The organism is Sphingomonas sp. CFBP8993 (assembly GCF_034044895.1).
Classification (GTDB): Bacteria; Pseudomonadota; Alphaproteobacteria; order Sphingomonadales; family Sphingomonadaceae; genus Sphingomonas.
In genome coordinates, this window is record NZ_JAXCWU010000008.1 from 15,264 (window position 1) to 28,119 (window position 12,856).

Sequence of the window (12,856 nt, forward strand, 5' to 3'; positions counted from 1 at the left end):
ACGGGGGATCACGTGCTTCTTCAAAAGCTAATCATGTCGGGCATTCCATTCGTACTGACGGTTCCGGTACAAGCCCAGGCGCAAACCACGCCGGCTGACAAGCGGACCGATGACAAGGCCGTCGAGAAGAATACGGCCAACAAGGATGTCGTCGTTACAGCCGTCGCGCGCGGGCGCGATCGTCTGGACAGCGCCATCTCGACCAGCTCGCTCGGCGCGGCCGAGATCCTGAAGGCGGCACCGCGCTCGACCGCCGAAATCTTCCGCAACATCCCCGGCATCCGCTCGGAAAGCTCGGGCGGCGACGGCAACGCCAATATCTCGATCCGCGGCCTGCCGATCGCGTCGGGCGGTGCCAAGTTCCTGCAGTTGCAGGAAGACGGGCTGCCGGTGCTCGAATTCGGCGACATCACCTTCGGCAATGCCGACATCTTCCTGCGTGCCGATATGAACGTGTCGTCGGTCGACGCCATTCGCGGCGGCTCCGCCTCGACCTTCTCGTCCAATTCGCCGGGCGGGGTCATCAACATGATCTCCAAGACCGGCGACGTGCCGGGCGGCGCGATCATGGCGACCGCCGGACTGGATTACGGCGAGTATCGGCTCGACTTCGATTACGGCGCCAAGCTCACCGACACGCTGCGCTTCCATGTCGGCGGTTTCTATCATCAGGGTGAAGGGCCGCGCCGCGTCGGCTATGACGGCACCAAGGGCGGCCAGATCAAGCTGAACATCACCAAGGAGTTCAGCGGCGGCTATATCCGCTTCTACGGCAAGTTCCTGAACGATCGGTCGGCGGCCTATCTGCCCAATCCCGTGCGCGTGACCGGCACCAACGCCGATCCGCGCTACGAAAGCATCCCCGGCTTCAACATCGCCCGCGACGCCCTGCTGTCGCGCTATAACACCAGCAACGTGACGCTGGACGGGCAGAACAATCCGGTAGTCGACGATATTCGCGACGGCCAGCATCCGGTGGTCAACGCGTTCGGGGTGGAAACGCGCTTCGACGTGTCGGGATGGACCGTGACCGACCGGTTCCGCTATGCCGATGTCTCGGGCCGGTTCATCTCGAACTTCCCCTCGGCGGTCGATAGCGCGGCGGCGACCGCGACCGCGCTGGGCGGTGCCGGCGCGACGCTGCGCTATGCCAGCGGACCGAACAGCGGACAGGCGATCACGAACCTGTCAGGGCTGAACGGCAACGGCCTGCTCGCCCGCGTCGTCGTGTTCGACACCAAGCTCAACAGCCTCGACAATGTCACCAACGATCTGCGCGCCAGTCGCGTCTATGACATCGGCAAGGGCGAGCTGACCACCACCGCCGGCTTCTACAAGTCGCGGCAGACGGTCGACACCGACTGGCTGTGGACCTCGACATTGATGGACGTGCGCGGCGACGGGCGTGCGGCGTTGGTCAATGTGTATAATGCCGCAGGCGTGGCGCAGACCCAAAATGGATATTACGCATTCGGGGCGGATTATTTTGGCGGGTGCTGCCGTCGCAGCTACCGGGTCGACTATAACGTCAATGCGCCGTTCGGCTCGCTGAACTACAAGATCGGGCGGTTCGCGCTGGGCGCCAGCATCCGCTACGACTTCGGCAATGCGCAAGGGTCGATCTTCGGGTCGGATCTGGGCGGCGGGCGCGTCGGCACCACGGCGCGCGACATGAACGGAGACGGCGTGATCTCCGCAGCCGAGCAGCGCGTGGCGGTGATCCCGCTGACCAGCCCGGCGCCGGTCGATTATAGCTGGCACTATCTGTCTTACTCATCGGGCCTGAATTTCCGCGTGTCGGAGCCGTTCGCGATGTTCGTCCGCTATAGCCGGGGCGCGCGCGCCAATGCCGACCGGCTGTTGTTCGGCCCGGCGGTCAGCACCACCGACGGCCATCTGATCAACCGCGACACCGCGGTCGATTATGTGCGCCAGGCCGAACTGGGCCTGAAGTATCGCCAGAACGGCATGTACGTGAACCTGACCGGCTTCTGGGCGCGGACCGAGGAGCAGAATTACGAGGCGACGCGCCAGGTCTTCATCGACCGCGAGTACCGCGCCTATGGCCTGGAGCTGGACGGGGCGTATAGCGTCGGCCCGTTCAACATGACCGGCGGGGCCACCTGGACCGATGCCAAGATCGTCAGCGACGCACTCAACCCCGGCGTGGTCGGCAACACCCCGCGTCGCCAGGCCCGGCTGATCTTCCAGGCGACGCCGCAGGTCGATCTGAACCGCGTCACGATCGGCGCTAACGTGATCGGCACGACCAGCAGCTACGCGCAGGATACCAACCAGCTGAAGCTGCCCGGCTATACGGTGGTCAACGCCTTCGTGCAGTTCCGCGCCACCGACCGCATCCTGGTTTCGCTGAACAGCAACAACCTGTTCAACGCTTTGGGCTTTACCGAGGCCGAGGATGGCGTGATCCCGGCGAATGGCATCGTACGGGCGCGGACGATCAACGCGAGAACGACCTCGCTGTCGGTCCGTGTCGGTTTTTGACAAAGATACGGGGCGCGGCCCAATAGCTGCGCCCCTCACATATTTTTGTTTCGCTCAACTTGAGGCAGTTGTGGACGTATGATTGCAGTCGACCCATCCGTCTCTGAAAGAGCATTTGCCGCAAGCCCTATCCGTCTGACGTAAGCGACGAGGACTGCTCACTGATCGCGCCGTACTCGCTGCTGCAGGGCAGCGGGTACGCAACCAGCATGAGGTGTTCAACAGCCTTCACCACACCTTAAAGACGGGTGCACCGTGGCGACGGCTGATCAACAACCCGCTGCCCTGAGCGGTGGTTTACCAGCAGAGGTGGCGACGGCTTGCTGCGGGATGCTTCGAGGCGCTTGTTGATCTGCCCCCTATTTTGAACGGACGGATTTTGGCCCAAGCAGAAAGCATGGCGCTATCCCCTGAATATAGGCTTATGTCCGTGTCCGAGATCATCACCGACGGCAGTCGGCGCCGTCACTGGAGTACGGCTGAGAAACTGAGGATCGTCGAAAAGACGCTCGATGGTCGCGAAAGCATATCGGTGATGGCGCGCCGCAACGGGGTCGCGCCGAACCTGCTGTAACGCTGGCGGCCGCTGATGCAGGAAGGCGGGAGCGTCGTGGCTACCAGCGACGATGACGTGACCAGCCATCGCCAGGTACGCGAGATGGAAACCCGCATCGGCGAACTGGAGCGCCAGCTCGGGCGCAAGACGCTCGAGGTCGAGATACTGAAGGAGGAACTGGAGCGCTCGCGCCCGAAAAAATGCGAGCTTGCTCATGCACTCACCGCTGCCGGAGAGTATCCGGTGAACCTGATCGCCAGCACGCTCGGCGTTGGGCGCTCGACGGTGTACGACCGCCCGACCGGCAGCACCCGGACCCGCGGGCCGTACTCCAAGGCCCAGGATGCCGATCTGCTGTCCCGCATCCGCCAGATCGCCGCGCATCGGCCCACTTACCGCTACCGCCGCATTGCTGTGGTCCTCAACCGACAGCAAAGCGCCGAAAGACTGGCGTCGGTCAATCGCAAGCGCATCTACCGCATCATGGCAGCCGACCGCCTGTTGCTGGCGCGGCGCTATACCAAGCGGGCGGACTATGGCCATGACGGGGTCGTGGTGGCGATGCGTTCCAACCTGCGCTAGTGCTCGGACGGCTTCGAGTTCATCTGCTGAAACAGCAAGGTCCTGCGCAGCGCCTTCATCATCGATGTCCATGACCGCGAGATCATCGCCAGGCGCGCGGTGCCGAAACTGGCATTAGCGGCTTGAACGTGCGCGGCATCATGTCGGAAGCCGTGGAAACCCGCTTCGGCGGCATGCGCGCGACGACACCGGTCAAGATGCTGTTGGAAAACGGCTCGGCCTACACCGCCAGCAAAACACGGATCTTAGCCCGACAGTTGGACCTCAAATCCTGCTTCACGCCTGTTCGCGGCCTGCAATCCAACGACAGCTCGGCGGCCTTCGTCCATACCCTCAAACGCGATTACGTCCGCGTCTTGCCGCTCCCCGATGTACTCACCGAGTTGACTTCGCTTGCCGGATGGATCGAGGACTACAGCGCCTCCCACATTTAGGGCTCAAAATGCGTTCGCCGCACGAGCATCGCGCACGGATTTCTGGACTCACCTGAACCCGTCCGGTGAAACAGGGGCCAGATCACAGGTGGACGACCTGAGCGCGGCGCTGCGACTGGCGGCCGAGCACACGGCCGAGTCAACTGCTGCGATCATCGCTGGGGTCAGGACTCGTTGATCACAGCCAGAAGATGACGGTTGCTGGCAAGGTGATGGCAGAGAAGAAGGTGGTTGGGCAGCGATCGTAGCGGGTAGCGACGCGTCGCCAGTCTTTGAGGCGGCCGAACATGATCTCGATGCGGCTGCGACGGCGATAGCGGCGCTTGTCGTACCTGACGGGCTCGTTGCGCGATTTGCGGCCCGGGCTGCAAGGCTGGATGCCCTTGGCCTGCAGGGCGTCCCTGAACCAGTCGGCGTCGTAGCCGCGGTCGCCAAGCAGCCACTGTGCCTTGGGCAGGTCATCCAGCAGTGCTGCCGCGCCAGTGTAGTCGCTGACCTGGCCCGCGGTCATGAAGAAGCTCAGCGGGCGTCCGTTCGCATCGGCGAGGGCATGGAGCTTGGTATTCATGCCGCCCTTCGTGCGCCCGATCAGGCGGCCGAGATCCCCTTTTTAACCCGCAGGCTCGATGCCGTGCGGTGCCCCTTCAAATAGGTAGCGTCGATCATGACCGTTGCTGGCTCCGCGCCTGCGGTCGCCAACCCCTCCATCATGCGCGTGAACACGCCTGCCGCCCCCCAGCGCTTCCACCGATTGTAAAGCGTCTTGGGCGGACCGTAAGCGCTCGGCGCATCACGCCAGCGCAGCCCATTCTTGTTGACGAACACGATGCCGCTCAGCACCCGCCGGTCGTCCACCCGAGGCTTGCCATGGCTCTTGGGAAAGAACGGACGCAGCCGCTCCATTTGCTCGTCCGTCAGCCAAAACAGGTCGCTCATTGCAGTCTCCTCACGGAGTCTGAATCAGATCGCGACACTCACATCAATGGGTCCTGACCCTGATGTGATACGCCGGCTCGGTCACGCCGTGTTGACCACCATGCTGGTCGCCGCCGCCCCTCTACCGCCGAATGACGGGACGATGACGATCCGCGGTCGCTTCCTCTACACCGCAGCGGGGGAACGGGTGGTCCTGCGTGGCGTCAACGAGATGTTCTCGATTTCGACCGATCCCACCGGCGTGCGCACCATGCCCGAAATCGCCCGCACCGGCGCCAATGCCGTCCGCATCTTCACCCTGCCCGACTATTCGGCGGAAAGGCTCGACGCGATCCTGGCCCATGCGGTGGCGAACGGACTTATCCCGATCGTCGAATGTCATGCGGCGACGGGAAAATGGGACAGATTGGGCGTCTGCGTCGGCTATTGGACCCGACCCGATATCGTTGCCGTCTTGCGCAGGAACCGCCGCTGGACGCTGGTGAACATCGCCAATGAGGCGGGCGAGACCGTATCCCGCGATCGCTTCATCGCGGGCTATCTGGACGCGATCATACGTATCCGTGCCGCAGGGGTGGACACGCCGCTGATTATCGACGGGACCGACTGGGGCAAGGAGTATGCGATGCTGCTCGACAGTTGGCCCGTCTTCCAGCGCGCCGATCCACGCCATGCGATCATGGTCTCGGCGCACAGTTATTGGGTGGGAACCGAGGAGCAGCGAAAAAAACCGTATCGCGCCATCATTGCGAAGGTGACACGAGACAATATCCCCTTCTTGCTCGGCGAAGGGCCGACCGGGACCGGCTGGGATTGCAAGCCTTCTCCCTATCGATGGGCGATGACCGCGTTGCAAAAGGCTCAGATCGGCTGGCTGGCCTGGTCCTGGGGGCTGGTACCCAATGGCGATTGTCGCGAGGCCAACAGCTACGACATCACGTCCGGGGGGCGTTTTGGGCAATGGAAGTCGCCTTATGGCCGGCAGTTGATGGTCCGACACCCCGCCAGCGTACGTCGATCGTCGCGACGGCCTTGTTCAATTTCCAGGGCCTGGTCGAACTGTATCGCGGCCTCGTCGCGCACCTCAGGCACAACCTGATACGCAGTTGGGCACCGAAAGGATAAAGGTTTTCCAAGTTCTTGTGCGTTCTCGCTTACACCAATGGAGCTCGGGATGCCCCCAGAGCCCGAAGGTCAAACGAACCGAATTCTGGTAGTTTGACAGTACCCTAGCGAGCAATACCAATCAGTGCGGTCGCGGTATAGCCTGCCTCGACGCTCCCGCTGAACGTCGGTGTCTGCTGGGCGACCTGCGCAGCGGTGTTGTCGCCGAAGATGCCGTCGCTCGACAAGGTGATGCGCGCAAACTTGCTGGCGCTCGACGGATAGGTGGTGGCGTCGGCATAGACGGTCGAGCAGATGGCGCTCGGCATCGCCATCTGCGACGTCAGGACCGCATAGCGACCGCTCAGCGCATTGGAGAGGCTGGAGAAGACCTCGAAATGCATATGCGGCCACCGCCCCTCGTAACAGCCGGGGAAGATGGTGGTGAAGGTGACTTGGCCATTGGCATCGGTAACCTGGACGCCGCGCAGATAGCTTTCCGCCGGGGCGGTATAGAGCGAGTAGAGCCCCTGGCGGTCGCATTGCCACAGATAGACCGCATACCCGGCAAGCGGTGCGCAGGTAGCGTTGACGTCGACCAGGGTCAGCGTGATCTTGACCAGCACGCCGGTCGCGACCGTGGTGGTCGAAATGAAGCTCGGTCGGATGTCGCTGCGCACGACGCCGCTCACATTGAGGACATTGGACGTCGCTCCCGAAGCGGTGTTGGTGCCATCGCCGGGATAGGGACCGGCGGTTTCGGCCGGGTCGGCGATGCACGTCATGGTCGTGCTGCTAGCGGTCGGCGTGGGTGTCGCGGTCGGTGTGGGCGTCGGCGTGGCGCTGGCGGTGGCGCCGCTGACGACCGCGACACTACCTGACGCAGCGTCGCTGCCACCACAACCCGCAACCATTGCGGCGGTGCCCGCGCCGGCAAACCACTTCAGGGCGCGACGACGCGCCATCATCGTCTCCATGACCTTCAGATCGTCGGCGAGACTGTGGGCGTGGTCATGATGGCGGCCGGACATGCTCTCATACTCCATTGAACGGAGAGAGGATGTCGGCGTGCCGGGTTGCCCGGTTATGTCAGGTCGCCGCGATAATGTTGCAGCGTGTGTCAGCCCGCCAGCGGGAGCACGACGCGGGCCACCGCCCCACCGGTGCCATTTTCCAGCGTCGCCGCGCCGCCATGCCGCGTCGCGATCGACCGGGCGATGGCGAGTCCCAGCCCGGTGCCACCGGTCGCGCGGTTGCGCGAAGGATCGCCGCGCACGAAGGGCTGGAATAGCCGTTCCGCCTGCGCCGGATCGATGCCCGGGCCGTCGTCCACCACCCACACGTTGACATTTCCGTCCTCCATTTCCCAGCCAACCCTCGCGCACTCGCCGTAGCGGACCGCATTCTCGATCAGGTTGGAAAAGAGTCGTCGCAAAGCCGCCGAATCCCCGCGCACGATCGCACGCGGGCCGGGCATCAGCGTCACAGGCTGACCGGCATCGGCCATGTCCTGAACCAGACTGTCGAGCAGGCTGGCAAGATCAAGGCGGCTCGCCTCTGTCTGGACCGCATCGTCACGCGTAAAGGCGAGCGTGGCGGCGATCATCGCGCGCATCTCGTCGATATCGGCGGCGGCACGCACGCGCGCGCCTTCGGGCAATTGCTCGACGCGAAAGGCGAGACGCGAAAGCGGCGTACCCAGGTCATGCGCGATCCCCGCCAGCATCGCCGTCCGCGCCTCGGCATAATGGGCGAGACGGGCATGCATCGTAGTCACCGCACGAGCCAGATCGCGCACCTCGCGACTGCCATCCGGCAACGCGGGCAATGCGGCACCGGTGCCCGCTTGATCGGCGGCGGCGGCGAGAAGCCGCAAGGGGCGGGTCAAGGCCCGGGCGATGCTCCATGCCGGCAGGGATAGTAGCAGGATCGCCACGAGCATCGCTAGCAGAGTGCGAACATGCCAGCGCGTCAGATAGGGCGGGACATCACTACGCACGACCCACCACCCGGCCCCCTCGTGCCAGGCGAAGGTGTAGCTGCCGACAAAGGCATCACGCTCGGTTTTGCCCGCGGTTTCTGTAAAGGCCAGGATATCGGCGGGCGACACGCCCAACTCCGCCGCGAGACGACGTCGTGCCGTGGGATCGGCGACCTCCCCGCTACGAGCCATGGGTGCGGATGGTTCCTGTCGACGCCGCAGCGCCCCCGGTCCGGGACCATGGTCTTCGAACGCCTGCCCCGCACCGGGCGGCGGGACGCCATGACCGAAAGGCGGCGGCCCCTTCCCTTTCAGCGTCATCGCGATCGACCGCAGGCTGCGGGGGAAATCGAAGGGCGGCGGCCCTGAAAAGGTGACCACGAACGAAATCGCCGTCGCCAGCAGGACGGAGACGATGACCAGCAGGAAGATCGGCCGTGCGATCGACGCGCCCCGTCGGTCGCCTCGCCGGTCAGCGACGCTCGACATCGGCCGTGAACATATAGCCTTCGTTGCGCACGGTGCGGACGAGATCGTCGCCGCCCCGCCCATCGGATCGTTGCAGCTTGCGGCGCAGACGGCTGATCTGCACGTCGATCGCGCGGTCGAAATGCTCGGCATTGGCCCCGCGCGACTGATCGAGCAAAAAGTCGCGCGTCAGGACGCGGCGGGCATGCTCGACCAAGACAATCAACAAGCGAAACTCGCCGTCGGACAGATTGATGATGACGTCGTCGGGGTCGAACAATTGTCGTCCCAGCGGATCCAGCCGCCAGCCGGCGAAGCGCAGATACGGGCGCACCCACGATGCCGAAGCTGCCACGGGGGCCGAAGCGATCGTCTCCGGCCGTGGCTGGTTACGGCGCAGGACCGAACGGATGCGGGCAAGCAGCTCACGCGGGTTGGCGGGCTTGGCGATGTAATCGTCGGCCCCCATCTCCAGCCCGACGATACGGTCGACCTCTTCGCCGATCACCGACAGGATGATTACGGGCGGCGCGGTCGCGCGATCCAGGCTGCGCAGGACAGACAGCCCGTCCTCGCCCGGCATCATCACGTCGAGAACGATCAGCGCATAAGCCTGCTGCACCAGTGCCGCACGCATCGCTGCGGCATCCTCGGCGACGTCGACGACATAGCCGTGGTCGACAAGAAATGCCGCGGTCAGCTCGCGGATGCCGGGATCGTCGTCGACGATAAGAAGACGGGTTTCGAGGTCCACGGTCTCGATCGGTTCAGAAAGCACGGTCATCTGCATCATAACGATTTGCCTCACCGGTGTATCGCTCGCATTGCGGAGCTGCAACATCGGCAAAACGGGAGCCCGTGTGACCAAAGGGCGACTCTGGCGGCTCTTACCCGCCAGCATGTCGTTGCATTGCTATTTGGGGCGGGTTCCGGCGAGCACCCCCGCAAGGTGCTGCATGGCGAACGCTGCCCTTCCCGTCTGCAGACCTATAAGCAATTATTTGCAGCCCCTCCCACGCTTCCTAACATCCGACATTCGTTCAGGTTTGAGGTAGCCGCCGATGCTGCGTCTGTTCACGTCACGTGGCATCGATCGCCGATCCGCCCGTCTCGACCGGATAGATCATGAGGCGAAATCGCGGCCGCCGCCCCCACGAAGAGGCGATGACTGTTTCATCCGCCGCTTCCTCGCGACACAGATGGCGCTGGAGTGGCAGACGCGACGTCGGCTGTCGTCTGAAGTTCCGCTTCCATGATACGGCGCATCGCGAATTTCTGGGCCTTGCCGGTCACCGTCATCGTGAAGCCGTCGACGATCCGGATGTGGCGCGGCAGTTTGTAGTGGGCGATCTGCCCCGTGCAATATGCCATCACGTCCTCCGGCGTGAGTGGAACGCCGGGGCGCGGGATGATCCAGGCACAGACAGCCTCGCCGTAGATCGCATCGGTCACGCCGAACACCTGTGCATCGGCGATCGCGACATGCCCGAGCAGGAACTCCTCGATCTCGCGGGGATAAATGTTCTCCCCGCCGCGGATAATCATGTCCTTGATGCGGCCGGTGATGCGGACATAGCCGCGTGCATCCATCGTCGCCAGGTCGCCTGAGTGCATCCAGCCGTCGGCATCGATCGCCTCGGCGGTCCGTTCCGGATCGTTCCAATAGCCGCGCATCACCGCATAGCCGCGCGAGCAATATTCGCCTTGTTGTCCATAAGGAAGGGGCGCACCGTCAGGGCCGACGATCTTAGCCTGCGCATGGGGATGCACGCGACCGACCGACCCCACGCGCTCCTCGATCGGGTCGTCGGTGGCGGTCTGGGTGGTGAGCGGGCTGGTCTCGGTCATTCCGTAGCCGATCGTGACCTCGCGCATGTTGAGGCGCTCCATCACTTCCCGCATGGTGGGGAGCGGACAGGGCGCGCCGGCGAGGATGCCGGTGCGTAACGACGTGGTATCGGTGGTCGCGAGATCGGGGTGGTTGAGGATGTTGATGAACATCGTCGGCACGCCGTACAGCGTGGTGCAGCGCTCTGCCGCTACAGCCTTCAGCACCTCACCGGGATCGAAGCTTTCCCCGGGATAGATCAGGGCCGCGCCGCTCGTGACCGCCGCAAGATTGGCGAGAACCATCCCGAAGCAGTGATATAGCGGCACTGGCACGGCGATCCGGTCATCCGGCGTCAGGCGCAGCGTGCGGGCGGTGAAATAGCCGTTGTTGAGGATGTTGCGGTGCGTAAGTGTCGCGCCCTTGGGCAGGCCAGTCGTACCGCTGGTGAACTGGATGTTGATCGCATCGTCGGCATCGAGCCCCGCCGCCGCCACCGCGAGGGCCTTTTGATTTGTCGTGACGCCAAGATCGGCCCACGGCATGAAGCCGTCATGCGGCTGATCGCCAAGCGTAACGATCAGCCGCAGATCCGGCAGCTTGGTCGGCCCCAGTTCCCGTAGCATCGCAAGATAGTCGCTGCTCTTGAAGCGCGCCGCGGTGACCAGCACCGAGCAGCCGACCTTGTTCAGCGCATATTCGACCTCGCTGATTCGATACGCCGGGTTGATGTTCACAAGGATCGCGCCGATCCGGGCCGTGGCGAACTGGATGACGGCCCATTCGGCGCAATTGGGGGCCCAGATCCCGACCCGTTCGCCCGCCTTGACGTCCCTCGCGAGCAAGCCGGACGCGATGCGATCGACCTCGGCGTCGAACGCGGCCCATGTCCAGCGGATCGCCTGATGGCGCGAAACCAGCGCCAGCCGGTCACCCCACCGGTCCGCCGCGTCGCGCAGCGCGTCGCCGATGGTGATCTCCAACAGCGGCGTGTCGGTCGGACCGCACGCGATCGACAGGCCGCTCATCGCTTGACGTTCACGACCTGGAGTTGCGTGTACTCCGCCAGCCCCTCGACCGATTGCTCCGCACCGAGACCCGACTGCTTGAAGCCCGCCATCGGGATGTGCGGGCCGATCGCGATATGTTGGTTCACCCATACCTGCCCCGCGGCGATCCGGCCGGCGATGGCCGTCGCGCGATCGACGTCGCCGCTCCACACCGAGCCGCCGAGGCCGTAGTCGGAGGCGTTGACGCGTGCGATCACGTCGTCGACATCGTCGAAACGGATCACGGGCAGGATCGGACCGAACTGCTCCTCATCGACGATCCTGGCGCCATCGGTCACGTCGCGGACGATCGTCGGCTCGATGAAATAGCCGGCGCGTTCCATGGCATTGCCGCCGGCGACGATCGTGCCTTCGCCACGGGCCGCGTCGAGGAAACCCTTCACTTTCTCGAACTGGGCCCGGTTCTGGATCGGGCCGATGGTCGCCCCCTGTTCCAGTCCGTCGCCCACCACCGCCTCTTGGGCGAGGCGCACCAGCTCGGCGCACATCGCATCGTAGATGTCGGCATGGACATAGGCCCGCTTCACCGCGAGGCAGACCTGGCCGCAGTTGAGGAAGGCGCTGTCGAAGATGCCACGCGCCGTCTCGCGGACATCGACGTCCGCCAGCACGATCGCCGCGTCGTTGCCGCCGAGTTCCAGCGTGAGGCGCTTGAGCGTCTCGGCGCTGTTGGCCGCGATCCGCTTGCCGGTGGCGGTCGAGCCGGTGAAACCGACCTTGGCCACATCGGGATGGGCGGTCAGATGTGGTCCCAGATCATTGTCGTCGGTGATGATGTTGACGATACCGGCGGGGAAGATGTCCTTCGCGATCTCGCCCAGCCGGAGTGCCGTCACGGGGGTGGTCGGCGCCGGTTTGAGGACGATGGCGTTTCCGGCCAGCACGGCGGGGCCGATCTTCCAGCACGCCACCAGCAGCGGGAAGTTCCAGGCGATGATCCCGACGACGACCCCGAGCGGCTGGTGCCGGACGGCGATATAGCCGCTCGCATCGTCCTGGATGATCCGATCGGGCAGTTCCAGCGTCGCGTAATGACGCAGATAGCCCTCGGTCCATGCGACCTCACCCTTGGCCTCGGCCAGCGGCTTGCCTTGTTCCATCGTCAGCAGCCGGCTGAGTTCGTCACCATGGGACGCGATCGCATCGGCGAGCGCGACGAGCGCGGCACGGCGCTCCGCCAGCGGACGCGCTGCCCAGGCCGGCTGCGCAGCGCGGGCCGCGGCGATCGCGGCATCGGCATCGGCGACGCTGGCGTGCGGCACGGTGGCGAACGTCTGGCCCGTCGCGGGGTTGACGACGTCCAGACGCTTCGCCGCATCGACCAATTTGCCGCCGATCAGCATTTGGCAATCCACCATGACCATCTCCATCCTCTCCAATTTGAAGTTATAT

Annotated in this window: 8 protein-coding genes and 1 pseudogene; 3 read left to right on the forward strand and 6 right to left on the reverse strand. The window is 64.4% G+C overall.

Annotation, left to right across the window (positions count from 1 at the left end):
- The first annotated feature begins 33 nt into the window (after positions 1-33).
- Positions 34-2,505, forward strand: coding sequence for a TonB-dependent receptor domain-containing protein (locus SOM26_RS15850; RefSeq protein ID WP_320453690.1), 2,472 nt, complete (start codon positions 34-36; stop codon positions 2,503-2,505).
- 397 nt (positions 2,506-2,902) lie between these two features.
- Positions 2,903-4,133: pseudogene (locus SOM26_RS15855) on the forward strand (IS3 family transposase).
- 122 nt (positions 4,134-4,255) lie between these two features.
- On the opposite strand, the gene SOM26_RS15860 reads toward SOM26_RS15855, so the two are convergent.
- Positions 4,256-5,013 (reverse strand): IS5 family transposase gene (locus tag SOM26_RS15860; RefSeq protein WP_320453691.1). Its coding sequence is split into 2 segments (ribosomal slippage): positions 4,256-4,680 and positions 4,680-5,013, totalling 759 coding nucleotides; the frame shifts between segments, so codons are not numbered across the junction.
- A gap of 64 nt (positions 5,014-5,077) precedes the next feature.
- Between SOM26_RS15860 and SOM26_RS15865 the strand changes: the two genes are divergently transcribed.
- Positions 5,078-6,112 carry a cellulase family glycosylhydrolase gene (locus tag SOM26_RS15865; protein ID WP_320453784.1) on the forward strand — a complete coding sequence of 345 codons (1,035 nt, stop codon included), beginning with the start codon at positions 5,078-5,080 and terminating at the stop codon, positions 6,110-6,112.
- A gap of 130 nt (positions 6,113-6,242) precedes the next feature.
- Here SOM26_RS15865 and SOM26_RS15870 read toward each other — a convergent pair whose 3' ends face one another.
- The 5 genes from SOM26_RS15870 to SOM26_RS15890 all read right to left on the reverse strand — a co-directional run bounded on the left by SOM26_RS15870 (position 6,243) and on the right by SOM26_RS15890 (position 12,822).
- The gene (locus SOM26_RS15870) at positions 6,243-7,148 is read right to left on the reverse strand and encodes an intradiol ring-cleavage dioxygenase (protein WP_320453692.1); all 906 of its coding nucleotides are present in this window, start codon (positions 7,146-7,148) and stop codon (positions 6,243-6,245) included.
- Between the two features lie 89 nt (positions 7,149-7,237).
- Positions 7,238-8,587: an ATP-binding protein gene (locus SOM26_RS15875; RefSeq protein ID WP_320453693.1), complete on the reverse strand. Its 1,350-nt coding sequence runs from the start codon at positions 8,585-8,587 to the stop codon at positions 7,238-7,240.
- Positions 8,571-9,350 (reverse strand): response regulator, encoded by a 780-nt coding sequence (locus SOM26_RS15880; protein WP_320453694.1) that lies wholly within the window; start codon positions 9,348-9,350, stop codon positions 8,571-8,573. Before SOM26_RS15880 ends, SOM26_RS15875 begins: the two co-directional genes overlap by 17 nt.
- 389 nt (positions 9,351-9,739) lie before the next feature.
- Positions 9,740-11,422 carry an AMP-binding protein gene (locus SOM26_RS15885; RefSeq protein WP_320453695.1) on the reverse strand — a complete coding sequence of 561 codons (1,683 nt, stop codon included), beginning with the start codon at positions 11,420-11,422 and terminating at the stop codon, positions 9,740-9,742.
- Positions 11,419-12,822: an aldehyde dehydrogenase family protein gene (locus SOM26_RS15890; RefSeq protein WP_320453696.1), complete on the reverse strand. Its 1,404-nt coding sequence runs from the start codon at positions 12,820-12,822 to the stop codon at positions 11,419-11,421. The genes SOM26_RS15885 and SOM26_RS15890 overlap by 4 nt, the downstream gene beginning before the upstream one ends.
- Between the last annotated feature and the right edge of the window lie 34 nt (positions 12,823-12,856).

Coding starts and splice junctions, on each gene's coding strand:
- SOM26_RS15850 (WP_320453690.1), top strand. CDS start 34: ATGTCGGGCATTCCATTCGTACTGACGGTTCCGGTACAAGCCCAGGCG.
- SOM26_RS15870 (WP_320453692.1), bottom strand. CDS start 7,148: ATGTCCGGCCGCCATCATGACCACGCCCACAGTCTCGCCGACGATCTG.
- SOM26_RS15875 (WP_320453693.1), bottom strand. CDS start 8,587: ATGTCGAGCGTCGCTGACCGGCGAGGCGACCGACGGGGCGCGTCGATC.
- SOM26_RS15880 (WP_320453694.1), bottom strand. CDS start 9,350: ATGACCGTGCTTTCTGAACCGATCGAGACCGTGGACCTCGAAACCCGT.
- SOM26_RS15885 (WP_320453695.1), bottom strand. CDS start 11,422: ATGAGCGGCCTGTCGATCGCGTGCGGTCCGACCGACACGCCGCTGTTG.
- SOM26_RS15890 (WP_320453696.1), bottom strand. CDS start 12,822: ATGGTGGATTGCCAAATGCTGATCGGCGGCAAATTGGTCGATGCGGCG.